The following is a 21,630-nucleotide window of genomic DNA, read 5'->3' as shown; positions in this document are numbered from 1 at the left end:
GAGGCGTTACGCTTCGGCGCCGGTTTGGTGCCGTGCGGGCAGGCTGACGCATGCCTCCAGCCCGCCGCCGTCGCGCTCGGCGAGCGTCAGCCGGCCGCCGTGCAGTTCTGCGAGTTCGCGGACGATGGCGAGGCCGAAGCCATGGCCCTCGCCACGCTCGTCGAGCCGCACGCCCGGCTCGGTGACGCGGGCGCGGTCGGCGGCAGGAATGCCGGGGCCGTCGTCGGTGACGATCAGGTCGAGGCGACGCGCATCGCCGGGCTGCATGCGTACCTCGACGCGGACCTGCGTCGCCGCATGACGCGCGGCATTGTCGAGGAGGTTGCCGAGCAGCTCGTCGAAATCCTGCGCGTCCATCGCCGCGACCGGATCGCCCGCGACCGCGTGCGTCACCGCGATGCCGCGCGCGGGGTGGAGCCGGCCGATCGCCACCGCGAGATCGGCGACCGCCGGCGCGACGCGGGTGCTGGCGCGCGTATCGCCGGTGCCGGCGCGCGCACGCGACAGATGGTGGCGGATCGTGGCGTCGATCCGCGCGACCTGCGCCGCGGCGGCCGGATCGTCGCGCAGCGCGAGCGCGAGCGTCGCCACCGGGGTCTTGAGCGCATGCGCGAGATTGGCGGCGGACTGGCGCGCGGTGGCGAGCGCCGCGGCGCGATCGCCGGCGAGCGCGTTGAGTTCCGTCGCGAGGCCGCGCAGCTCGACCGGCTGGTCCTCGTCGACCTCGGTCCGCGTGCCGTCGCGGATCGCGGCGACCTGCGCGCGCATCCGGGCGAGCGGACGCAAGCCGAGCCGCAACTGCACGATCGTCGCGACCGCGAGCAGCCCGGCGAGGATCGCGAGCGCGGCGAGCAGCGGCACCAGCGCGTCGCGCAACGGCCGTGCGATGACGGCGCGCGGCGCGACCGCGAGCAGCGCCACGTCGCCGCGCCCGGTCTTCATCACCAGCCGACGGGCATGGACGCTGCGCCCGGCCCGATCCTCGCCTTCGAGCACCTGCGGCGCATCGGCTTCGTCGCGCAGCATCGGCGGCCCCGGTGGTCCCGGCAGCGGACCGTCGCCCGGCCCCGGCCCGCCGTGCAGCCGCGGCGTCTCGGTCGAGCCGATCGCGCCGTCCGGCCCCTCGATCCGCCAATGCCAGCCGCGCCCCGCCTCCAGCGCCCCCGCCCGCGCGGTGAGCCGGGCGCGATCGATACGACCATCGCGATCGACCGTGCTGGCGAGCAGTGCGATCTCGGCATCGAGCCGGCGGTCGATCCCCTCGGTGACGACACGTTCGAGCACGCCGCCGATCGCCCAGCCGGCGATGCCGAGCGCGGCGAGGATCGCCACCGCCGACAGCAGCAACATGCGGCCCTGAATCGATCTGGGCATCGTCTCAGCCCTCGCCGCAGGTCAGGCGATAGCCGCGGCCGCGGATCGTCTCGATCATCTCGGCGCCGATCTTGCGGCGCAGCCGGCCGACGATCACCTCGAGGCTGTTCGAATCGACATCGGCATCGCCTTCGTAGACGCGTTCGAGCAGGTCGAGCCGCTCGATCACCGCCTCGCGCCGCAGCATCAGCGCCGACAGCACGCGCCATTCGAACGCGGTGAGCTTGAGCGGCAGGCCGTCGAGCTCGAAATGGCCGATCTGCGTATCGAACGACAGCCGCCCGCAGGCGAGCACCGGCTGGGCATGGCCGGCGGCGCGGCGGACCAGCGCGCGCAGCCGCATCACCAGTTCCTCGACGCGGAACGGCTTGACCAGATAATCGTCCGCGCCTGCCTTGAAGCCCGCCACCTTGTCCGACCAACCGTCGCGCGCGGTGAGGATCAGCACCGGCAGCGCGCGCCCCGCCGTGCGCCAGTCGCGCAGCACGGCGATACCGTCCTTGCCGGTCAGCCCGAGGTCGAGCACCGCGGCGTCGTAGCTTTCGGTCTCGCCGAGATGGCCGGCGTCGATGCCGTCGGCGACGAGGTCGACCGCGAAATGCTCGGCGCGCAGCGCGCGCGCGATCGCCGGGCCCAGGTCGGAATCGTCTTCGACAAGCAAGATGCGCATGATGTGGCCCTATCCTCCCCCACTAAACCGAAACTGAACCGCCCGGTTCAGCGGGGGTCGGACGAATCACCCTAGAAGCCGGTCATCGACAAACGAAGGAGACGATCGATGGCAAGACTACATATCGGCACCCGCCAGCGCCTGGCACTCGGTGCAGCCGCGCTGGTCGCGGTCGGCGCCGCCGGCGGCGCGGGCGCGGTCGCCCTCAGCCGCCCGAGCATCGAAATGGCCCCGACGGTCGCGACGCCGATCGCCAGACTGGCGAGCAGCGGCGGCATCGTCACGGTGAAGGGCCGTGTCGCGGAGGTGTTCGGCGACCGGTTCGTGGTGCAGGACGGCAGCGGCCGGGCGATGATCGACGCGGGCCGCGATGGTACCGCCAACGTCACCCGCGGCAATGCGGTGCTGGTGCAGGGCCGCTATGACGAGGGGCAGTTGCGCGCGCACTTCCTCGTCGGCCCCTCGGGTCAGGTGAGCGAAGTTGGTCCGCGGCCCGGTCCGCATGGTCCGGGTGGCCCCGGCGGCCCGGGTGGGCCGGGCGCAGGTCGCCCCGACGGCCCGCCGCCCCCCCCGCCGGGTGCCGGTCCGGCCGGAACGCCGCCGCCGCCGCCCCCGGGCGCCGGTCGCGACGCACCGCCGCCCCCGCCGCCGCCCGCCAACGGTAGCGCCGTGCCGCCGCCGCCGCCCGCGGCCAATGCTCCGGCCGCGGCACCGGCCCCGGCACCCACGCCGGCGCGCTGAAGCAGGAAGGACCGGTCGCCCCGTGCGGCCGGTCCTTTTGCTTGGCGGATGGGTCGGGGTTCACGCGACGACGCGAAGCCGTCACGTCCGCAAAGCCACCGTCGATCATCACGCGCGATTCTACCAACGATGCAGCGAGCGATTGCGTTGCGCGCCGCCCTCCCCCACATAGGTCCGTAATACACCAATGGGGAACCAATGGCCGATCCATATCAAACCTTGGGCGTCGCCCGCGGCGCGTCCGAGGCGGACATCAAGAAAGCGTATCGCAAGCTTGCCAAGGAACTGCATCCCGACCGCAACAAGGACAATCCCAAGGCGTCGGAGCGGTTCAGCCAGGTCACCAATGCCTACGACCTGCTGAGCGACAAGGACAAGCGCGCCCGCTTCGACCGCGGGGAGATCGACGGCGACGGCAATCCCGCCGCGCCCTTCGGCTATGGCGGCGCCCGGCCCGGCGCCGCACGCGGCGGCCCCGGCGGATTCAGCAGCGCCGGCTATGAATTCGGTACCGGCGGCGACGCCGATATGAGCGACATCTTCGAAGGCCTGTTCGGCGGCGGCCAGACGCGCGGCGGCGGCGGCTTCGCCAGCGGCTTCGGCCGGCGCCCGCAGCCCAAGGGCGCCAACATCACCTATCGGCTGCAGGTGCCCTTCGTCGATGCCGCGACGCTGGCGCCGCAGCGCGTGACGCTCGGTGACGGCAAGACGATCGACCTCAAGCTGCCCGCGGGCGTCGAAAGCGGCACGCAGATGAAGCTCGCCGGCAAGGGCGAACCGGGTCCCGGCGGCGCGGGCGATGCGATCGTCTCGATCGAGGTGCAGCCGCACCGCTTCTTCACCCGCGATGGCGACGACGTCCGGCTCGACCTGCCGCTCACGCTCAAGGAAGCGGTGGCGGGCGGCTCGGTGCGCGCGCCGACGGTCGACAAGCCGGTGATGCTGACCATCCCCAAGGGGACCAGTTCGGGCAAGACGCTGCGCCTGAAGGGCAAGGGCTTCCACAAGAAGGATGGTACGCGCGGCGACCAGCTCGTCACGCTGATGATCGACGTGCCCGCGGATGATGCAGCCTTGCAACAGTTCGTCGCCGGTTGGAACGACGCACGGAACCCGCGCGGGGCAATGGGCGTCTGACGCCGACGTGACCGAAACCGCAGCCCTTACGCCCGAAGACCGGGCGCATCAGCGCCATGGTGCCCGCCACCAGCTCGCCAAGCTGAAGCCCGGCCCGGCCGCCTGGGAGATCACCAAGCGCGCCGTGCTCGGGGTGTTCAACGACGGCTTCATCCACGCCGGCAACCTCGCCTATCTGGCACTGATGACGGTGTTCCCGTTCTTCATCACCGCCGCGGCGGTGCTATCGCTGCTCGGCCAGAGCGCCGAGACGCAGCGCGCGGTCGCCTCGTTCCTGCACGTGCTGCCGCCCAACGTCGCCGACATCCTGCGCAAGCCGATCGCCGACGTGCTCGTCGCGCGAACGGGATCCTTGCTGTGGCTGGGCGGACTGGTCGGGCTGTGGACGGTCGGCAGCTTCGTCGAGACGATCCGCGACATCTTCCATCGCGCCTATGGCGTGAAGGCGAGCGTGCCGTTCTGGCGCTCGCGCCTGTCCTCGTCCGGGGTCATCATCCTGTCGGTCATCATCGCGCTGATGAGCTTCCTCGTTCAGGGTATCCTGACCGCGGCGGAACAGTTCATCTATCGCCTGCTGCCCTTCGCCGAGGGCGTCGCGGGCTGGGTCGGCCTGTCGCGGGTGATCCCCGGGCTGGTGATGTTCGGCGCGCTCTATCTGCTCTTTTATTCGGTGACGCCGTCGAAATACCGTTACTCCAATTGCCGCAAATGGCCCGGCGCGGCCTTCACCACCGTCTGGTGGGTCGGCATGACGACGCTGCTGCCCTGGGTGCTCGGGCAATTGGGCGGCTACGACCTGACCTATGGCAGCCTTGCCGGCGTCGTCGTCATGCTGCTGTTCTTCTATTTGATCGGACTGGGGTTGGTGTTCGGCGCGCATCTCAACGCGGCACTGGCGGAACCCCCCGAACCGGCGCTACAGGGGGCGTCAACGACAGCGGAGGCGAAGACGGCGTGACGGGTTTGATGGCGGGCAAGCGCGGGCTTATCATGGGCCTGGCGAACGACAAGTCGCTGGCCTGGGGTATCGCGAAGCACTTGTCCGAACATGGCGCCGAGCTCGCCTTTTCGTATCAGGGCGCGGCGATGGAGAAGCGGGTGCGCCCGCTTGCCGAGCAATTGGGCGTCGCGCGGCTGTTCGACTGCGACGTGTCCGACATGGCGGCGCTCGACGCGACCTTCGCGGCGCTGGAAGCGGAATGGCCGACGATCGACTTCGTCGTCCATGCGATCGGCTTTTCCGACAAGTCGCAGCTGCGTGGACGCTATTACGACACGACGCTCGACAATTTCCTGATGACGATGAACATCTCGGCCTATTCGCTGGTCGCGGTGGCGCAGCGCGCGCGCAAGCTGATGCCCGAGGGCGGCTCGATCCTGACGCTGACCTATTATGGCGCCGAAAAGGTCATCCCGCATTACAACGTGATGGGCGTCGCCAAGGCCGCGCTGGAGACCAGCGTCAAATATCTCGCGGTCGACCTCGGCCCCGACAACATCCGCATCAACGCGATCTCCGCCGGCCCGATCCAGACGCTGGCGGCGCGCGGCATCGGCGACTTCAACTATATCCTCAAGTGGAACGAGCTGAACGCGCCGCTGCGCCGCACCGTGACGATCGAGGATGTCGGCGGCGCCGGCCTCTATATGCTGAGCGACCTGGCGAGCGGCGTCACCGGCGAGATCCACCATGTCGACGCGGGCTATAACGTGATCGGCATGAAGGCCGAGGATGCGCCGGATATCGCGTTGGCGTGATGCCCCTCGTCTTTCGGGAGCGTGGATTTCGGTTCCATTTCTTCTCGAACGAAGGCGATCCGCGCGAGCCGTTGCATATCCACGTCAGCAAGGATGGCCGCGACGCCAATCTGTGGCTTTATCCCGACGTGCATTATGCCGACAACAACGGTTTCGACGCACGGACGCAGCGGTGGATTACCGAGATCGTCGAGGCACGGCGGGACGATATTGAGGGAGCGTGGCATGACCACTTCGGCACGGGCGCTTAGCGTCGATTTCGATGACGACCAGATGTGGGTCCGGCTAGAGGACGGCCGGACGGTCGGCGTGCCGCTCGCCTGGTTCCCGCGGCTGCTCCATGGCTCGGCGGAAGCACGACGCCAGGTCGAAATCAGCCCAAGCGGCCTGCACTGGGATGCGCTCGACGAGGACATTTCGATCGCCGGCATCCTCGCCGGGCGCGGCGACATGACCGGCAGCCGGTCGCACGCCGCATGAGCATCAACAGTTTCGGCCATCTGTTCCGCTTCACCACCTGGGGCGAGAGCCACGGGCCTGCGATCGGCGCGGTCGTCGACGGCTGCCCGCCGGGCATCGCGCTTGCCGAGGCGGATATCCAGCCGTGGCTCGACAAGCGCCGTCCCGGCACGTCGCGCTTCACCACGCAGCGCCGCGAGCCGGATCAGGTGCGCATCCTGTCGGGCGTGTTCGAGGGCCGCACCACCGGCACGCCGATCAGCCTGATGATCGAGAACGTCGACCAGCGGTCGAAGGATTATTCGGAGGTCGCGCTCGCCTATCGCCCCGGCCATGCCGATTACGCCTATGACGCCAAATACGGGTTCCGCGACTATCGTGGCGGCGGGCGCTCGTCGGCGCGCGAAACCGCGTCGCGCGTCGCCGCGGGCGCGGTGGCGCGCGCGGTGATCCCGCAGGTGCGCATCCGCGGCTGGGTCGAGGCGATCGGCGGCGACGCGATCGATTATGCCGCGTTCGACGATGCCGCGATCGACGCCAATCCCTTCTTCTGCCCCGATCCCGCCGCCGCCGCGCGCTGGGAGGCGCTGGTCGACGGCGCGCGCAAGGCGGGATCGTCGCTCGGCGCGGTCGTCGCCTGCGAGGCGACGGGGGTTCCCGCCGGGTGGGGCGCGCCGCTCTACGCCAAGCTCGACGCCGAGCTGGCGCATGCCTGTATGGGGATCAACGCGGTCAAGGGCGTCGAGATCGGCGACGGCTTCGCCGCCGCGGCGCTGACCGGCGAGGCCAATGCCGATGCGATGCGTCCGGGCGCGGAAGGCCCCGATTTCCTCGCCAACCATGCCGGCGGCATCACCGGCGGTATCGCCACCGGCCAGCCGATCCGGCTGCGCGTCGCGTTCAAGCCGACCAGCTCGATCCTGATCCCGGTCGAGACGATCGACCGCACCGGCCAGGCTGCGGATATCGCCACCAAAGGGCGCCACGACCCCTGCGTCGGCATCCGCGGCGTGCCCGTGGTCGAGGCGATGATGGCATTGGTACTCGCCGACCAGGCGTTGCTGCATCGGGGCCAGACGGGACGCTAATCGTTAACCAAATGGAACACTCTCTAACCCAACCCGTTGGGGCCGTGCAAGAATTTGCAGGAGAGAACGATGCGTAAGATCATTCCAATCATGGCAGCAGCCATGCTGATCCCCGCCGCAGCCTATGCACAGACGACGACGGGTGGCACCGCAGGCGGAACGATGGGCGGCACGACGTCCGGCAGCCCCACGGGAACGATGGGCGGCGCGATGGGCGGCCAGACGACGACCTCGCCGACCGATTCGTCGGCTACGTCGGGCAGCATGACGCAGAGCCGTTCGGCCAAGAAGTCGCGCAGCAGCCGTAGCGGCCGCTCGACCGGCACCGGCTCGACATCGACCACCGACAGTGGCTCGACGATGGGCACGATGGGCGGTTCGACCGACACGATGGGCGGCACCACGGGCACCGGCACCGGTTCGACCACCGGCACGATGGGCGGCGGCACGACCGGCACCATGGGTGGCACCTCGACCACCGGCACGATGGGCGGCACGGCCGGGTCGACCACCGGCGGCACCCCGACGCCGCAATAAGCATCCTGACCGATGAAGCAAAAGCCGGGCGGGTCACACCGCCCGGCTTTTTCGTGTCTGTCGTCAGTCGGCGAAGGGATCACGGACGAGGATCGTATCCTCGCGCTCGGGACTGGTCGAAACCAGCGCCACCGGGCAGCGGATCAGCTCCTCGACGCGGCGGATATACTTGATCGCCTGTGCCGGCAGGTCGGCCCAGCTGCGCGCACCCGCGGTGGATTCCTGCCAGCCTTCCATGACTTCGTAGATCGGCTCGACCGCCGCCTGATCGGCGGCATGCGCCGGGAAATAGTCGAGTTCCTGTCCGCGTAGGCGATAGCCGGTGCAGATCTTCACCTGCTCGAAGCCGTCGAGCACGTCGATCTTGGTCAGCGCAATGCCCGTGATCCCGCCGACCGCCGCCGACTGGCGCAACAGGACGGTATCGATCCAGCCGCAGCGCCGCTTGCGCCCGGTCACCGTGCCGAATTCATGCCCGCGCACGCCGAGCCGCTCGCCGGTCTCGTCCTCCAGCTCGGTCGGAAAGGGTCCCGAGCCGACGCGGGTGGTATAGGCCTTGGCGATGCCGAGCACGAAGCCCACCGCCGCCGGCCCGAGCCCCGACCCGCCCGCCGCGGTGCCGGCGATCGTGTTGGACGAAGTGACGAACGGATAGGTGCCGTGATCGACGTCGAGCAGCACGCCCTGCGCGCCCTCGAACAGGATGCGCTTGCCCGCCGCGCGCGCCGCGTTGAGATCCCGCCACACCGGCTTGGCGAAGGGCAGCACGAAGCCTGCGATGTCGCGCAGCTCGGCGATCAGGCCGTCGCGGTCGATCGCCGGCGAGCCGAAGCCGGCGCGCAACGCGTCGTGATGCGCGAGCAGCCGGTCGAGCTGCGGCCCGAGATCGTCGAGATGCGCGAGATCGCAGACGCGGATCGCCCGGCGGCCGACCTTGTCCTCATAGGCCGGGCCGATACCGCGGCGGGTGGTACCGATCTTGCCGGCGCCCGACGCATCCTCACGCAACCCGTCGAGATCGCGGTGCAGCGGCAGGATCAGCGCGCAATTGTCGGCGATGCGCAAAGTCTCCGGCGTCGCCGAGACGCCCTGCGCCGCCAGCCGCTCGATTTCCGCCTTGAGCGCCCAGGGGTCGAGCACGACGCCGTTGCCGATCACGCTCGGCGTGCCGCGGACGATGCCCGAGGGCAAAAGCGACAATTTATAGACGTTGTCGCCGACGACGAGCGTGTGGCCGGCATTATGCCCACCCTGGAAGCGCACCACCATGTCGGCACGCTCAGCGAGCCAATCGACGATCTTGCCCTTGCCTTCGTCGCCCCATTGCGCGCCGATGACTGCTACATTGGCCATGGATACAGGTCTCCGCCTGCCGGCGTTGATCCGTGCGCCCTTCGACAGGACTCGGCACACGAACGGTCCTGAGATGCGAAGGCGCGCCTACCGGGGTGCGCCCGCGGGGTCAACCGTTCGGCAGGCGATTGTCATCGCCGCGCGAATTCGCTATATGGGTGATGCCAAACGACATGGCTTCGCCATTGGATGAACCCCCGCCACGGCAATGGCGGGGGTTTTTTCGTTTGGGGACGCGCGGCAACGCGCCCCCGCCCGTGGCCTACCGGTGACGCGCCACCTCGACAACCTTCAACAGAAGGGTGCCGAAGCCGAACAACGCCCCCAGGAAAAGGCACAAGTCGCCAAACGACATGATGCTTTCCATCGGATCGACGGCAGGATCGCCGCCGCCGACAGCGTAATGCTCCGGCCGCGCCGCTGTCATCGTCTTTACGGCAGCGAAACGATCAGAGCGCGCGTGCTTCGCCTTCGGCGTAGAGATGCGTGCACAATTGCGCTTCGGGCGTGTCGGCGGGCGTCAAGGCCGCGACCGCGACCCAGCCGGCGGCACGCATCGCAGTGCCCGCCTCGGGCGGCGTGCCGAACGGCAGGAACAGCCGGCGGCGATCGACGGCGCCCGCGGTCGCGAGGATCGCATCGGCATAGAGCGAGAAACCGGTCGCCGCCTCTTCCGCGCCATCCTCGTGCATCACCGCATAGGTGCCGCCGCGGCCGACCTCGCGCGCCGCGCCGGCGATGAACAGCGAGAAGCCGAGCCACGATTGATATTCGAAGCCATGCCGCTCGGTCGGGTCGAGCGTCAGCGCGACGCCCTCCCCCAGCCCCGCGGCGATCGCGGCGAGCCCGTCGAGCCGGCTGGCGAGCACCTGCCCGGTATCGAAGGCACGCAATCGCGCGATCGCGCTGTCGAACGGTCCCGCCGCCTCGATCAGCGGCAGATAGCCGGGCGCGATCGCCGCGACCGCGCCGGCATCCTTGGCGTCGAGCCGGTCCTGCAACAGCGCGATCCGCTCGGCGGCGACGGGCAGCGGCCCCGCCGCCAGCGTATCCACCAGATCGGGCAAGGTGAAATCGATCGAGAGGCCGGTCGCTCCAGCCGCGGCCAGCGCCGAGACCGCCACCGCAACCACCTCCTGCGCGGCGGGGATCGAATCGAGGCCGATCAGCTCGCAGCCGATCTGGCGCCATTCGCGCGCCGGCGCGAGCTCAGGGCTGCGCAGCTTGAGCACCGGGCCGGCATAGGACAATCGCACCGGCCGAGGGTGATGCCCCATGCGCGTCGCCGCGATCCGCGCGATCTGCGCGGTGACGTCGGGACGGATCGCGAGCGTGCGCTGCGACACCGGATCGACGTAGCGCACCGCATCGGTCAGCGCGCCGTCCTTGAGCCGCGAGCCCAAGGCGTCGGCATATTCGACCAGCGGCGGATCGGCGCGCTCATAGCCGTAGAGGCGCGCCGCTTCGAGCACGCGCGTCTCGACGGCGGCGGCGGCATCGGCGTGCGGCGGCAATCGGTCGCGAAAGCCTTCAGGAAGCAGGGGTGTCATCGTGCGCCTCCCCTATCCATGGGCGGGAACGGGGGCAACGCCGTATCGCGACGGCGTCGCCCCTGCCCCGTCAGCATGAAGCGATCAGAACGTCAGGCCCATCGCGGTCTTCACGCCCGGCAGCGCCTTGACCTTGGCGAGGAGTTCGCCGTCCACCGGCTCGTCGACCGAGAGCAGCAGCACCGCCTCGCCGCCCGCCGAGCGGCGGCCGAGGTGGAAGGTGCCGATATTGACCCCCGCCTCGCCCAGCGCGGTGCCGAGCCGGCCGATGAAGCCCGGCGCGTCCTCGTTGACGACATAGAGCATCGGCCCGACCAGATCGGCCTCGACCTTGATGCCGAACAGCTCGACGAGGCGCGGCGCCTGATCGCCGAACAGCGTGCCGGCGACCGAGCGCTCGCCGTCGGCGGTCTTCACCGAGACGCGCAGCAGCGTGTGGTAATCGCCCTCGCGCTCGGTGCGCACCTCGCGCACCTCGACGCCGCGGTCGCGGGCCAGCAGCGGCGCGTTGACCATGTTGACCGTGTCGGTCTGGTTGCGCAGGAAACCGGCGAGCACCGCGCTGGTGATCGGCTTGGCGTTCAATTCCGCCGCCGCGCCCTCGGTATGGACCGAGATGCGCGTGATCGCACCGGTGGTGAGCTGGCCGACGAGGCTGCCGAGCTTTTCGGCGAGCGCCATATAGGGCTTGAGCTTGGGTGCTTCCTCCGCCGACAGGCTCGGCATGTTGAGCGCGTTGGTGACGCCGCCCGAGACGAGGAAGTCGGCCATCTGCTCGGCGACCTGGATCGCGACGTTGACCTGCGCCTCGGTCGTCGACGCGCCGAGATGCGGCGTGCTGACGAAATTGGGCGTGCCGAACAGCGGCGAGGCCTTGGCCGGCTCCTCGACGAACACGTCGAGCGCGGCGCCGCCGATATGGCCGCTGTCGAGCCCTGCCTTCAGCGCCACCTCGTCGATCAGGCCACCGCGCGCGCAATTGATGATCCGCACGCCCTTCTTCGTCTTGGCCAGCGCCTCGGCGGAGAGGATGTTGCGCGTCTGATCGGTCAGCGGCGTGTGCAGCGTGATGAAGTCCGCCCGCGCCAGCAATTCGTCGAGCGTTACCTTCTCGACGCCCATCTCCAGCGCGCGCTCGGGGGTGAGGAACGGATCGAACGCCACCACCTTCATCTTGAGCCCGCGCGCGCGGTCGGCGACGATCGAGCCGATATTGCCCGCGCCGATCAGGCCGAGCGTCTTGGCGGTCAGCTCGACGCCCATGAAGCGGTTCTTCTCCCACTTGCCCGCCTGGGTCGAGGCATCGGCCTCGGGCAGCTGGCGGGCGAGCGCGAACATCAGCGCGATGGCATGTTCGGCGGTGGTGATCGAATTGCCGAACGGCGTGTTCATCACCACCACGCCCTTGGCGGATGCCGCGGGGATATCGACATTGTCGACGCCGATACCGGCGCGGCCGACGACCTTCAGATTGGTCGCATGTTCGAGGATCGCCTTGGTCACCTTGGTCGAGCTGCGGATCGCGAGGCCGTCATACTGGCCGATGATTGCGATCAGTTCGTCCGGGGTCTTGCCGGTGATCTCGTCGACCTCGACGCCGCGCTCGCGAAAGATCTGCGCGGCCTTGGGGTCCATTTTGTCGCTGATGAGAACTTTGGGCATGGGTAATTCCTACAAAACAGCCGTGCTCCTGCGCACGCAGGAGCCCATGGTAACAGGGGATATCGCTCGGGGCTCTGGGCTCCTGCTTTCGCAGGAGCACCGGCAGAAGGATCAGGCCGCCTTGGCGGTCGCGTAGGCCCAGTCGAGCCACGGGCCGAGCGCCTCGATATCGGCGGTGTCGACGGTCGCGCCGCACCAGATGCGCAGGCCCGGCGGCGCGTCGCGATAGCCGGCGACGTCATAGGCCGCGCCTTCCTTCTCCAGCGCCGACGCCATCGCCTTGATGAACGCCTCGTCTGCGCCTTCGACGGTGAGGCAGACGCTGGTCTTCGACCGCGTCGCCGGATCGGCGGCGAGATGGCCGAGCCAGTCGCGCTCCGCCACTATCTTGTCGAGCGCCGCGGCATTGGCGTCCGAGCGGCCGATCAGGCCACGCTCGCCGAGCGACTTCGCCCATTCGAGGCTGACGATGACGTCCTCAACCGCGAGCATCGACGGCGTGTTGATCGTCTCGCCCTTGAACACGCCCTCGGTCAGCTTGCCCTTGGAGACGAGGCGGAACACCTTCGGCAACGGCCAGGCCGGGGTATAGCTTTCCAGCCGCTCGACCGCGCGCGGGCCGAGGATCAGCACGCCATGGCCGCCCTCGCCGCCCAGCACCTTTTGCCAGCTGAACGTCGCGACGTCGATCTTCGCCCAGTCGATGTCATAGGCGAACACCCCCGAGGTCGCGTCGGCGAAGCTCAGGCCCTCGCGGGTCTCGGGAATCCAGTCGGCATTGGGTACGCGCACGCCGCTGGTGGTGCCGTTCCAGGTGAACAGCACGTCGTTCGACCAGTCGACCGCGTTCAAATCGGGGATCTGGCCGTAATCGGCGCGGATGACGGTGGGATCGATCTTGAGCTGCTTGACCGCATCGGTCACCCAGCCCTCGCCGAAGCTCTCCCAGGCTAGCGTCGTGACCGGCCGTGCCCCCAGCATCGTCCACATCGCCATTTCGAACGCCCCGGTGTCCGAGCCGGGGACGATGCCGATCCGGTGCGTGTCGGGCAGACCGAGCGTCTCGCGCATCAGGTCGATGGCATATTGGAGGCGCTGCTTGCCGATCTTCGAGCGATGCGAGCGGCCGAGCGAGTCGGTGGCGAGCTGCGACGCGTCCCAGCCGGGTGGCTTGGCGCAGGGACCGGAGCTGAAAAAGGGACGAGCCGGCTTCGTGGCTGGCTTGGACGCACCCCGGATGTCGGGGGCGGTAACAGAATCCGTCAATGTATCTCTCCTCACAGAGAGCACGCGCCGCGTTGGGGCGGCGTGGCCCGTCGACCGCCCTAGAGACGGTCGGTGCATCGCGCAAGCCGGGATCGTGCCGGGACGGGCTTGTTTGTAGCGGACCGTCTGGCGCATGATCGCGGCTGTGTTCCAGTATTTGCGTCTCATCGGCACCGTGATGGTGCTGACCCTGCTCGCCGCCTGCGGCCGGACCGAACGTCCCGCCCCGACGCGCGAATCGATCGTCACCGTCTCCGCGCGGCAGACCGCGCAATGCCTCGCCGACCTGCGCACGATGGGGGTCGGCTATCGTTCGCTGCCCGACAAGGATTTCGGCAACGGCTGCGGCCTGTCGGGGGCGGTGCAGTTGCTCGACATCGGCGTGCCGGTGACCGGCATCACCGCGATCCGCTGCGGCGAGGCGCGTGCCTTTTCCGGCTGGGTGCGCAACGCGCTGGCGCCGGCGGCGTATCAGATCCTCGGGAGCGAGCTCGCCAGCGTGCAGGGTATGGGCAGCTATGCATGCCGCAACGTCATCGGCACGCGCCGTGGTGGCGACCGGCGGTCGGGCCATGCGATCGCCAATGCGGTCGACGTCGGCGGCGTCACGCTCAAGGACGGGCGGCGGGTGACGATCCTCAATGACTGGACCTCGCCCGACCCGCAGGTGCAGCGCTTCCTGTCGACGATCCACGCCTCGGCCTGCAAGCGCTTCGGCACGGTGCTGTCGCCGGCCTATAATGCGGCGCATCGCAACCACTTGCACCTCGAGGACGATCGTGCCGGAATGTGCCGCTGAATCGGGCGTTGAGCCCCTTCGGGCTTTGCTCTAACGCCCGCGGATGACCGATACACGCCTTCCCGAACGGGTCTTCCCCCGCGCCAGCCAGGACGCCGCCAGCGCGCAGCAGGCGATCTCGACGCCGCAGACAGAACATCCCGCCTACAAGCTCGCCTTCCAGGACATGGACTTCCTGTTGCGCGAGGATTTGCGTCCCGTCCGCTTCCAGCTCGAGCTGCTCAAGCCCGAATTGCTGCTCGAGGAGGCGAAGATCGCCTCGACCTTCGTGATGTACGGCTCGGCGCGCATCCCCGAGCCGGCCAAGGCGCAGGCGATGCTCGACATCGCCAGCGACGACACCGCGCGCGCGATCGCCGAGCGGCTCGTCGCCAAGAGCCGCTATTACGACGTCGCGCGCGAACTGGCGCAGATCGCCAGCCGCGTGCCGCGCGACCAGCACGGCATGCGTCAGTTCGTCGTCTGCTCGGGCGGCGGCCCGTCGATCATGGAGGCCGCCAACCGCGGCGCGACCGACGTCGGCGCCGAATCGATCGGCCTCAACATCGTATTGCCGCACGAACAGGCCCCCAATCCGTACGTCACGCCGTCGCTGAGCTTCCAGTTCCACTATTTCGCGCTGCGCAAGATGCACTTCCTGCTGCGCGCCCGCGCGCTCGCGGCGTTCCCGGGCGGCTTCGGCACGTTCGACGAGCTGTTCGAACTGCTGACGCTGATCCAGACCGGCAAGATCAAGCCGATTCCCGTGCTGCTGTTCGGCCGCGAGTTCTGGGAAAAGGTCGTCAATTTCCAGGCGCTGGTCGACGAGGGCGTCGTCAGCCAGCGCGACCTCGGCATCTTCACCTATGTCGAGACCGCCGAAGAGGCATGGGACGTGGTCCGCGCCTTCTACGAGGAACAGGCGAAGAAGGACGGGTAAGACGCCTGCCTCCCGCCCATAAAGTCATCCCCGCGAAGGCGGGGAGGACGATCAGACGGTGCCATCATCCCCGTCTCGCCCCGCCCTCACCCCTCGGCGCTGCGCGCCTTCCCCTCTCCCAGCGGGAGAGGGGACTAGACGGCGAAGCCGGCGCGGGGTGAGGACGGGGTCGGAACGCGCGGTGGATCAGCAGTAAAACCCGCTTACTTCCCCGCCTTGGCGCCTTCCTTGGCGGCGTTGGGATCGACAGACGGTGCGCCCGACGCCGGCGTGCCGGTGTTGCCGAGGTTGTTGACCGCATCGGTGTTGGTCACCGAATCCTTGCCTTCCGGCGCCTTGGCGTCGGGCTTGGCCGCGGCAGCCCCGGCCGCCGGCGCCGCGGGCAGCGGCAGGTTCGAACCCTGCGAATTGAGATAGGCGATCACGTTGGCGCGATCCTGCGGATTGCCGAGGCCGGCGAAGGTCATCTTGGTGCCGGGCGCGAACTTGCGCGGGCTGGTCAGCCACGCGTTCATCTTGTCGAAGTCCCAATTGCCGCCGACGCCCTTGAGCGCGTCGGAGAAGGCGAAGCCGCCCTTGCCCTGGCCGATGCCCTCGCCGAGCGTGCCGTACAGGTTCGGACCGATGCCATTGGCGCCGCCCTGCGTCACGGTGTGACAGGCCGCGCACTTCTTGAACACTTCCGCACCCTTGGCGACGTCGGCGGTCGGCAGCAGCGTGGCGATCGGCACTTCGGCGGCAGCGCCGCCCGCCCCGCCCTCGGCTTCGACGCCTTCGATGGCATAGCCGGGCTTTTCGGGGCGCTCGCTGTGAAAGGCCATGCCGCCGACGATCGACAGACCGAGCGCAATCCCGCAGGCTGCCAGCGTCCACCCGGCGATCGTGTTGGTGCGGTTATCCATCTGCCTAACGCTGCCCCTATTTTTTGCTATGCGCCGTGATCCCATAGGAAACGGCGGGTTGCTCCGCAAGCGCGCGCTTGCTGGCCGGCGGCCGGGGCTTTACCGGCTCGGCGCGATGGAGACCTACGCCGCCCCCGCCCGCCCGATCGTCGCCGCGATGACCGCCGCCGCCGCCGCCGCCCCCGAGCGCGCGGTCGCCTTCCAGGGCGCGCCCGGCGCCAACAGCCATGTCGCGGTCGCCGAGGCCTTCCCCGACGGCCTGCCGCTGCCCTGCTTCACCTTCGAGGATGCGATCGACGCGGTGCGCGACGGCCGCGCGGATTGCGCGATGATCCCGATCGAGAATTCGCTGCACGGCCGCGTCGCCGACATCCATTTCCTGTTGCCGGAATCGGGGCTGGTCATCACCGGCGAGCATTTCCTGCCGATCCGCCACGCGCTGATGGGCTCCGGCAGCCGCGACGAGGTCGAGGAGGCGATGAGCCATCCGCAGGCGCTCGGCCAGTGCCGTCACTGGCTGAAGGCGCACGGCATCCATCAGGTCTCCTATCCCGACACCGCCGGCGCCGCGGCCTATGTCGCCGAGCGCGGCGACCCGCGCATCGCCGCGCTGGCGCCGCCGGGCGCGGCGGCGCTGTACGGGCTCAACCTGCTCGGCGTCGACATCGCCGATGCCGATCACAATACGACGCGCTTCGTCGTGCTGGCGCGCGGCGGCAAACCGCCGGTCGGCGACGGCCCGTGGATGACGACGCTGATCTTCGAGGTGAAGAACGTCCCCGCCGCGCTGTACAAGGCGATGGGCGGCTTCGCGACGAACGGCGTGAACATGACCAAGCTGGAAAGCTACCAGCGGTCGGGGACGTTCGCCGCGACCGAATTCTACGCTGATATCGAGGGCAAGCCCGGCGATCCGGCGGTCGACAATGCGCTGGAGGAACTGGGCTTCCACTCCAAATGGCTGCGGCTGCTGGGGACGTACCGGCGCGCGCGGGAGCGGGGTTGACGAATACCTCCCTCGCGAAGCGGGCGACCTAGGACGCTCACTTCGTAAAGCTGATCCGGATGCGCACCCAGGCGCCGATCTGCGGCTTGCCGTTGATCCGCGGCGGGCGGACCTTGAACTGCCACGCCGCCTCGCGGATGCTGCGCGCCAGCCCCGATCCCGGCTGCGAATCGCCGAGTTGGACGCAATCCTCCACCGCATATCGGGCGGCGGTGCGGCAGGCGATCTCCGCCCAGGCGCCCTTGGGGACGTTGGGCGGCAGATAGGGCGAGAGCTGCGACTGCGCCGGCTCGACATACCATTCGGCGTTGTAGAGCCGCTGGCCGCCCGGCCCGACCCCCGCCGCCGCGCTCGAATCGCCTGAATCGCCGTCACCCGCGCCGTCCGCCGCGGCGAGCTGCTTGCCCGCGCTGCCCCCCGATTTGCGCGACGGCAGCTTGCCGACATCCGACGCGGCGAAATCGTTCTTGTTGAGCACCAGATAGCCGGGGAACGGCGTATCGACCGGCGGCGGCACGGAGGTGTCGGGCGCGGGCGTCTTGGGGGCGGCGGGCGGCTCGGGCGCGGTGCGGCGGCTCGCCTTGGCGGCGGCGCGCGCGGGCGCCTTGGTCGACTTGGTCGCGGTCGATTCATTGTCGCCGACCGGCAGCATATTGACGGTCAGCGACCGCCCCGGCTCCTTGGTCTGGTCGAACACCGGCGCGAGCTGCCACAGCAGGAACGCGATCAGCAGATGCGCGGCGATCGTCAGCGCGAGGGAGATTGCCCGGCGACGGTCCGACGAAGGCTGATAGGACCGCATGGGACGCTGCGCGTAGCGCGCGGATCGGCGCGCCGCAACCGCTTCCGCGCCGCCATGCCAATGCCACCTTCGCTTGTCATCGCAACGTCATGCAGCCGACAGTCTACCCCCCTGAAACGCTTCGACGAATCGCGATCTACGACCTCGACCGGACGATCACCCGCGCGCCGACCTGGACGCCGTTCCTGCTCCATGCGGTGCTGCGTCACGCGCCATGGCGGCTGGCGCTGCTGCCGGTCGTGCTCGGCGCCGCCGCGCTCAAGGGCGCGGGGCTGATCCACCGCGACCGGCTGAAGCAGGTGATGCACCGCGCCGCGCTCGGCACGCTGTCACCGGCGCGGGCGGAGCGGCTCGCGGCGGGCTGGCTCGTCCGCTTCGGTCCGGCGCAGATCCGCCGCAAGGCGCGCGCGCAGATCGCCGCCGACCGCGCCGCCGGCTATCGCATCGTCGTCGCCACCGCCGCCTATCGCTTCTATGCCGAGGCGATCGCGCGCGACATCGCCGCCGACGCGCTGATCGCCACCGCCACCGCGATCGACGCGCGCGGCCACCTGCTGCCGCGGATCGCGGGCGGCAATTGCTACGGCCCCGCCAAGCGCGCGATGATCGAGGCCTGGCTGGCGGCGGAGGGCATCGACCGTGCCGCCGCGTACGTCCGCGTCTATTCGGACCATGTCTCCGACGTGACCAGCTTCGACTGGGCGGACGAGGCGATCGCGGTCAACCCGCATGCGGCGCTGCGCCGCGTCGCCGTGGAGCGCGGCTGGCGGATCGTCGACTGGAACGACTGAGCGTCAGCTCCGCTCGACCAGCCCGCGCACGAGATCGAGGTCCGCCGGCTTGTCGACGTCGACCGCGGCCAGCCCGTGCCGCGCCGCCACCGCCGCCGCCCGCACCCCGACCAGCGCGCCCAGCCGCCCCAGCGCCGCATCGAGCGTCAGCCGCCCGGTGACATAGCGCAGCAGCGTCCCCGACCCCAGCCGCCGGACGATCCGCCACGGCCGCTTGCGATCCCGCTCGACCGACATCCACAGGCCGACCGCCGCCTCCGCCGCGGGAGTGCGCAACAGGAACAGGTTGCACCCCGACCAGCCGCCATCGGCGAAGCGCAGATAGGTGCGCCGCGTCGGCGGTGCGTCGCGTTCGACCGTGTCGCGTCGCGCGAGCAGCGCGGCTACGTCCGCGTCGGCCGGCGCATCGGCGAGGAAGTCGGTGATCCATTCGGGCCGCAACAGTGCGTGGTCGGCGGTGGTGACCAGCAACGGCGCACCCAGCGCGCGCAGCCCCTGCAACGTGCTGAGACTCGGCCCCGCCGCCGCATCGACGGGCTCGGCACCCAGCCGCAGCGCCTCCGCCCGCACCGCCGGGGCATTGGCCGACACCGCGATCCGCGCCGCACCCGCCGCACGCAACGCGACGATCACGCGTTCCAGCATCGTCGCGCCGCCGATCCGGATCAGCGCCTTGTCCGTCACGCGGGCATAGTCCGCCAGCGGATCGACGCCGCCCCGCGATCCCGCCAGCACCAGGGCGTTGAAACTCATGACGCGCGCGTCTGCCACACCCGCCACATCACGCCGGGCGCAGCGAGAATGGGATGCCGCTCGCGCCAGCGCGTCAGCGGCAGGTCGACGCCGGTATGGCGCTGAAGCTTCCACAGCCCGTACCGGCCCGCGCCCTCGAAGGTGAACGCCGCCTTCATCAGCCGCGCCACGTTGAGCCATTTGCCGAGCCGCTGGCGCAACCACCAGGCAGCGAGCGTCGCGCGCACGTCGCGCTCGGCGACGACGGGCGCATATTCTCCGCCCCGCCGCTCGTGGCCGATCCCCGCCCCCTGCCACGCCAGCGGCAGCAGCGCGTCGAACCGGTCGGGCACGAAGGCGAGGATTTGCCGCTCGCGCCCCGGCGCCTCGACGCGCAGCTCGGCCGAATAGGTCTGGCGGAACAGCGCCAGCCAGAAATCAGCCGGCCGGCCGTGCTGCGGCCCGAGCACCGCGGCGAATCGCGCCGCGGTCGCCGTCGCATAGGCCACCGCGCGCACCACCCGCGCCTGCACCAGCGGATCGGCCGCCCAGACCAACGCGGCAGGCTGCGCGAAACGCGTCCAGATCGTCGTGTCGATCGTCCGCCCCTCGACCGCGCGGCAGAAGGTGTCGAGCGGCATCGCCGCCACCTTCGCGCGGATCACCCGCGTGCCCAGCGTGATCTCATGGAAGCTGACGTCGGGCCACAGCGTCCGCGTCGCCCATGCCCGCAGACCCCAGCCGCGCGCCGGCGGGGTCAGGACGTAGAAGTCGAGCACGCCGTCCAGGTCGCCGGTACGCAGCACCGATCCATAGAACAGCACCGCGACGCCGCCGAGCCGCCGCGTCACCTCGCGCGCGGCGGCGGCGATCGGCGCGCTCACCGCCGTCTCCAGCTCGTCGGCGACGAACGACAGCAGCGTCTGCGTCACGGGGCGGCAAACCGGATCGGCGCTCCCGCCCGGATGGTCAGGTCGCCGCCGGCGAACAATTCGCCGTCGAGGATGAAGCCCTCGTCGGCGGTGACGCGGATCTGGTGCGGATCGGTGCGCGCAAAGCCCTTGGCGACCGCCGGACTGCCCGCGGTGCCGGTCAGGATCGGCGACAGCATCCGGAACAGGTGGCGCGGCGGCGCGTCGACCGTCAGCAGCTTGAGCCCCGGCCGCGGCCGCCCAAACGGCTTCAGCCCGACCGGCATCCGCTCCAGCGTCGAGGCAAGCAGCAGATAGAGCTGCCGCGTCACCGGCGCGCAGCCATCCTCGCCGATGCGGATCGTCGTGCCGCGCCGCCATTCGTTGTCGGCACCGCCGAACATCGTCTGCGCCATGCTCCAGCCGAGCGACAGCGCCACCGCGACGCCGTTGAACGCGCCGACGCGATGCGTACTCTGCGCCAGTTCGGTGGCGCGGACGAAGCCGCCCATGCCGAGCAGGAAACCGCGCGCCGCGGGCCGCCTGTCCTGCCCCCGCAGGATCTCGACCGGCGCCCGCTGCACGAAGCGCCCGGCGCGTGCCGCCGCGATCGCGTCGCGCACCGTCCAGTCGTCGGGAATGCCGAGGTCGAGCGCCAGCGCATTGGTCTTGCCCGACGGGATGATCGCCATCGCCGGCAGCGTCTCGAACACCCGCGCCGCCGCGGTCATCACGTCGCGCAACGTGCCGTCGCCGCCATTGACCACCAGCAGCCCGATGTCGCGCGCCGCATAATCGCGCAGCGTCTCTTCCAGTGCCTCGAACGTGTCGGGCGCGGCATAGGAGACGTCGGGCCAGTGATCGAGCCGCATGCCCTGCTTGAGGTTGCGATGGCTCCGCCCGTTGGCGATCACGCCGACACGCAGCGGCGCGGGCGCGGGGACCGGCGCGCGGGGCGCTGGCAGGCGACCGGTGCGCGGCGCATCCGCCAGCGCAGTGCGGCGGCACAGCACGTCGCCGACGCGGCCCGCCAGCGTCTGCCCGACCGGCAATCGTCCATCAATCCGAGTCGCCAACCTGCGCCCTTCCGTCACGAGTTCTTCATCAAACTGTCACAGAGGAAATGGGCAGGATTGCGGCCCCAACAAGAAATTGAGCCGATATTTACGGTAT

The 21,630-nt window shown here is 69.8% G+C and carries 24 protein-coding genes; 12 read left to right on the top strand and 12 right to left on the bottom strand.

The annotated features are described in order from the left end of the window. Nucleotides 1-6: 6 nt before the first annotated feature. Both AC07UH_RS05295 and AC07UH_RS05290 read right to left on the bottom strand, forming a co-directional pair. Nucleotides 7-1,374, bottom strand: a complete 1,368-nt coding sequence (locus AC07UH_RS05295) for a sensor histidine kinase (RefSeq protein ID WP_495179114.1) — start codon at nucleotides 1,372-1,374, stop codon at nucleotides 7-9. Nucleotides 1,375-1,378: 4 nt separating this feature from the next. Then, nucleotides 1,379-2,044, bottom strand: coding sequence for a response regulator (locus AC07UH_RS05290; protein WP_495179115.1), 666 nt, complete (start codon nucleotides 2,042-2,044; stop codon nucleotides 1,379-1,381). 108 nt (nucleotides 2,045-2,152) lie between these two features. On the opposite strand from AC07UH_RS05290, the gene AC07UH_RS05285 reads away from it, so the two are divergent. From AC07UH_RS05285 to AC07UH_RS05250, 8 genes are all read left to right on the top strand, one after another. Then, on the top strand, nucleotides 2,153-2,785 hold the full coding sequence (locus AC07UH_RS05285; RefSeq protein ID WP_495179116.1) for a hypothetical protein: 633 nt from the start codon (nucleotides 2,153-2,155) through the stop codon (nucleotides 2,783-2,785). 198 nt (nucleotides 2,786-2,983) lie between these two features. Next, nucleotides 2,984-3,922 carry a DnaJ C-terminal domain-containing protein gene (locus tag AC07UH_RS05280; protein ID WP_495179117.1) on the top strand — a complete coding sequence of 313 codons (939 nt, stop codon included), beginning with the start codon at nucleotides 2,984-2,986 and terminating at the stop codon, nucleotides 3,920-3,922. Between the two features lie 7 nt (nucleotides 3,923-3,929). Beyond that, on the top strand, nucleotides 3,930-4,880 hold the full coding sequence (locus AC07UH_RS05275) for a YihY/virulence factor BrkB family protein (protein WP_038667115.1): 951 nt from the start codon (nucleotides 3,930-3,932) through the stop codon (nucleotides 4,878-4,880). Next, the gene (gene fabI / locus AC07UH_RS05270) at nucleotides 4,877-5,680 is read left to right on the top strand and encodes an enoyl-ACP reductase FabI (protein ID WP_081974412.1); all 804 of its coding nucleotides are present in this window, start codon (nucleotides 4,877-4,879) and stop codon (nucleotides 5,678-5,680) included. Before AC07UH_RS05275 ends, fabI begins: the two co-directional genes overlap by 4 nt. Next, the gene (locus AC07UH_RS05265) at nucleotides 5,680-5,931 is read left to right on the top strand and encodes a DUF4160 domain-containing protein (protein WP_495179783.1); all 252 of its coding nucleotides are present in this window, start codon (nucleotides 5,680-5,682) and stop codon (nucleotides 5,929-5,931) included. Before fabI ends, AC07UH_RS05265 begins: the two co-directional genes overlap by 1 nt. After that, nucleotides 5,906-6,160 (top strand): DUF2442 domain-containing protein, encoded by a 255-nt coding sequence (locus AC07UH_RS05260; RefSeq protein WP_137899775.1) that lies wholly within the window; start codon nucleotides 5,906-5,908, stop codon nucleotides 6,158-6,160. Before AC07UH_RS05265 ends, AC07UH_RS05260 begins: the two co-directional genes overlap by 26 nt. Then, nucleotides 6,157-7,227, top strand: coding sequence for a chorismate synthase (gene aroC, locus AC07UH_RS05255; RefSeq protein ID WP_495179118.1), 1,071 nt, complete (start codon nucleotides 6,157-6,159; stop codon nucleotides 7,225-7,227). Before AC07UH_RS05260 ends, aroC begins: the two co-directional genes overlap by 4 nt. Nucleotides 7,228-7,296: 69 nt before the next feature. Beyond that, nucleotides 7,297-7,764, top strand: coding sequence for a hypothetical protein (locus tag AC07UH_RS05250; RefSeq protein WP_495179119.1), 468 nt, complete (start codon nucleotides 7,297-7,299; stop codon nucleotides 7,762-7,764). 63 nt (nucleotides 7,765-7,827) lie between these two features. Here the strand turns inward: AC07UH_RS05250 and AC07UH_RS05245 are convergent, their stop codons facing one another. The 5 genes from AC07UH_RS05245 to AC07UH_RS05225 all read right to left on the bottom strand — a co-directional run bounded on the left by AC07UH_RS05245 (nucleotide 7,828) and on the right by AC07UH_RS05225 (nucleotide 13,595). After that, nucleotides 7,828-9,117 (bottom strand): adenylosuccinate synthase, encoded by a 1,290-nt coding sequence (locus AC07UH_RS05245; RefSeq protein ID WP_322848685.1) that lies wholly within the window; start codon nucleotides 9,115-9,117, stop codon nucleotides 7,828-7,830. A 262-nt stretch (nucleotides 9,118-9,379) separates the two neighbouring features. Then, the gene (locus AC07UH_RS05240; RefSeq protein WP_495179120.1) at nucleotides 9,380-9,544 is read right to left on the bottom strand and encodes a hypothetical protein; all 165 of its coding nucleotides are present in this window, start codon (nucleotides 9,542-9,544) and stop codon (nucleotides 9,380-9,382) included. 22 nt (nucleotides 9,545-9,566) lie between these two features. After that, a complete protein-coding gene (locus tag AC07UH_RS05235) occupies nucleotides 9,567-10,667 on the bottom strand; it encodes an ATP phosphoribosyltransferase regulatory subunit (RefSeq protein ID WP_137899778.1) in 1,101 nt (366 codons plus the stop codon). 84 nt (nucleotides 10,668-10,751) lie between these two features. Beyond that, nucleotides 10,752-12,329: a phosphoglycerate dehydrogenase gene (gene serA, locus AC07UH_RS05230; RefSeq protein WP_495179121.1), complete on the bottom strand. Its 1,578-nt coding sequence runs from the start codon at nucleotides 12,327-12,329 to the stop codon at nucleotides 10,752-10,754. 111 nt (nucleotides 12,330-12,440) lie between these two features. Continuing rightward, nucleotides 12,441-13,595 carry a phosphoserine transaminase gene (locus AC07UH_RS05225; protein ID WP_495179122.1) on the bottom strand — a complete coding sequence of 385 codons (1,155 nt, stop codon included), beginning with the start codon at nucleotides 13,593-13,595 and terminating at the stop codon, nucleotides 12,441-12,443. 133 nt (nucleotides 13,596-13,728) lie between these two features. Here AC07UH_RS05225 and AC07UH_RS05220 point away from each other — a divergent pair, with 133 nt between their 5' ends. Both AC07UH_RS05220 and AC07UH_RS05215 read left to right on the top strand, forming a co-directional pair. Further along, the gene (locus AC07UH_RS05220) at nucleotides 13,729-14,394 is read left to right on the top strand and encodes an extensin family protein (protein WP_495179123.1); all 666 of its coding nucleotides are present in this window, start codon (nucleotides 13,729-13,731) and stop codon (nucleotides 14,392-14,394) included. Between the two features lie 43 nt (nucleotides 14,395-14,437). Further along, nucleotides 14,438-15,313, top strand: coding sequence for an LOG family protein (locus AC07UH_RS05215; RefSeq protein WP_038662739.1), 876 nt, complete (start codon nucleotides 14,438-14,440; stop codon nucleotides 15,311-15,313). Between the two features lie 203 nt (nucleotides 15,314-15,516). Here AC07UH_RS05215 and AC07UH_RS05210 read toward each other — a convergent pair whose 3' ends face one another. After that, nucleotides 15,517-16,215: a c-type cytochrome gene (locus AC07UH_RS05210; protein WP_038662742.1), complete on the bottom strand. Its 699-nt coding sequence runs from the start codon at nucleotides 16,213-16,215 to the stop codon at nucleotides 15,517-15,519. Between the two features lie 115 nt (nucleotides 16,216-16,330). On the opposite strand from AC07UH_RS05210, the gene AC07UH_RS05205 reads away from it, so the two are divergent. Continuing rightward, nucleotides 16,331-17,221, top strand: coding sequence for a prephenate dehydratase (locus AC07UH_RS05205; RefSeq protein WP_495179784.1), 891 nt, complete (start codon nucleotides 16,331-16,333; stop codon nucleotides 17,219-17,221). Nucleotides 17,222-17,258: 37 nt separating this feature from the next. On the opposite strand, the gene AC07UH_RS05200 is transcribed toward AC07UH_RS05205, so the two are convergent. After that, nucleotides 17,259-18,023, bottom strand: a complete 765-nt coding sequence (locus AC07UH_RS05200) for a hypothetical protein (protein ID WP_495179124.1) — start codon at nucleotides 18,021-18,023, stop codon at nucleotides 17,259-17,261. An 89-nt stretch (nucleotides 18,024-18,112) separates the two neighbouring features. Between AC07UH_RS05200 and AC07UH_RS05195 the strand changes: the two genes are divergently transcribed. Next, on the top strand, nucleotides 18,113-18,814 hold the full coding sequence (locus AC07UH_RS05195; protein WP_495179125.1) for an HAD family hydrolase: 702 nt from the start codon (nucleotides 18,113-18,115) through the stop codon (nucleotides 18,812-18,814). 3 nt (nucleotides 18,815-18,817) lie between these two features. Here the strand turns inward: AC07UH_RS05195 and AC07UH_RS05190 are convergent, their stop codons facing one another. Genes AC07UH_RS05190 through AC07UH_RS05180 form a run of 3 tightly spaced genes read right to left on the bottom strand, consistent with a single transcriptional unit; the run spans nucleotide 18,818 to nucleotide 21,533 of the window. Beyond that, nucleotides 18,818-19,567 carry a nucleotidyltransferase family protein gene (locus AC07UH_RS05190; protein ID WP_495179126.1) on the bottom strand — a complete coding sequence of 250 codons (750 nt, stop codon included), beginning with the start codon at nucleotides 19,565-19,567 and terminating at the stop codon, nucleotides 18,818-18,820. Continuing rightward, the gene (locus AC07UH_RS05185) at nucleotides 19,564-20,478 is read right to left on the bottom strand and encodes a hypothetical protein (protein ID WP_495179127.1); all 915 of its coding nucleotides are present in this window, start codon (nucleotides 20,476-20,478) and stop codon (nucleotides 19,564-19,566) included. The genes AC07UH_RS05190 and AC07UH_RS05185 overlap by 4 nt, the downstream gene beginning before the upstream one ends. Continuing rightward, entirely contained in the window at nucleotides 20,475-21,533 is a 1,059-nt protein-coding gene (locus AC07UH_RS05180; RefSeq protein WP_495179128.1) for a diacylglycerol/lipid kinase family protein, read from the bottom strand. The genes AC07UH_RS05185 and AC07UH_RS05180 overlap by 4 nt, the downstream gene beginning before the upstream one ends. Between the last annotated feature and the right edge of the window lie 97 nt (nucleotides 21,534-21,630).

The sequence above is a fragment of the Sphingomonas sp. GW821-FHT04B01 genome (genome assembly GCF_059420425.1).
Note: the sequence above shows the minus strand (reverse complement) of the source record. Positions and strands in the feature narration are given on the sequence as shown.

Coding starts and splice junctions, on each gene's coding strand:
- AC07UH_RS05280 (WP_495179117.1), top strand. CDS start 2,984: ATGGCCGATCCATATCAAACCTTGGGCGTCGCCCGCGGCGCGTCCGAG.
- AC07UH_RS05245 (WP_322848685.1), bottom strand. CDS start 9,117: ATGGCCAATGTAGCAGTCATCGGCGCGCAATGGGGCGACGAAGGCAAG.
- aroC (WP_495179118.1), top strand. CDS start 6,157: ATGAGCATCAACAGTTTCGGCCATCTGTTCCGCTTCACCACCTGGGGC.
- AC07UH_RS05220 (WP_495179123.1), top strand. CDS start 13,729: ATGATCGCGGCTGTGTTCCAGTATTTGCGTCTCATCGGCACCGTGATG.
- AC07UH_RS05290 (WP_495179115.1), bottom strand. CDS start 2,044: ATGCGCATCTTGCTTGTCGAAGACGATTCCGACCTGGGCCCGGCGATC.
- AC07UH_RS05205 (WP_495179784.1), top strand. CDS start 16,331: ATGGAGACCTACGCCGCCCCCGCCCGCCCGATCGTCGCCGCGATGACC.
- AC07UH_RS05250 (WP_495179119.1), top strand. CDS start 7,297: ATGCGTAAGATCATTCCAATCATGGCAGCAGCCATGCTGATCCCCGCC.
- AC07UH_RS05240 (WP_495179120.1), bottom strand. CDS start 9,544: ATGACAGCGGCGCGGCCGGAGCATTACGCTGTCGGCGGCGGCGATCCT.
- AC07UH_RS05285 (WP_495179116.1), top strand. CDS start 2,153: ATGGCAAGACTACATATCGGCACCCGCCAGCGCCTGGCACTCGGTGCA.
- AC07UH_RS05190 (WP_495179126.1), bottom strand. CDS start 19,567: ATGAGTTTCAACGCCCTGGTGCTGGCGGGATCGCGGGGCGGCGTCGAT.
- AC07UH_RS05235 (WP_137899778.1), bottom strand. CDS start 10,667: ATGACACCCCTGCTTCCTGAAGGCTTTCGCGACCGATTGCCGCCGCAC.
- AC07UH_RS05210 (WP_038662742.1), bottom strand. CDS start 16,215: ATGGATAACCGCACCAACACGATCGCCGGGTGGACGCTGGCAGCCTGC.
- AC07UH_RS05200 (WP_495179124.1), bottom strand. CDS start 18,023: ATGCGGTCCTATCAGCCTTCGTCGGACCGTCGCCGGGCAATCTCCCTC.
- AC07UH_RS05195 (WP_495179125.1), top strand. CDS start 18,113: ATGCAGCCGACAGTCTACCCCCCTGAAACGCTTCGACGAATCGCGATC.
- serA (WP_495179121.1), bottom strand. CDS start 12,329: ATGCCCAAAGTTCTCATCAGCGACAAAATGGACCCCAAGGCCGCGCAG.
- AC07UH_RS05215 (WP_038662739.1), top strand. CDS start 14,438: ATGACCGATACACGCCTTCCCGAACGGGTCTTCCCCCGCGCCAGCCAG.
- AC07UH_RS05260 (WP_137899775.1), top strand. CDS start 5,906: ATGACCACTTCGGCACGGGCGCTTAGCGTCGATTTCGATGACGACCAG.
- AC07UH_RS05295 (WP_495179114.1), bottom strand. CDS start 1,374: ATGCCCAGATCGATTCAGGGCCGCATGTTGCTGCTGTCGGCGGTGGCG.
- AC07UH_RS05265 (WP_495179783.1), top strand. CDS start 5,680: ATGCCCCTCGTCTTTCGGGAGCGTGGATTTCGGTTCCATTTCTTCTCG.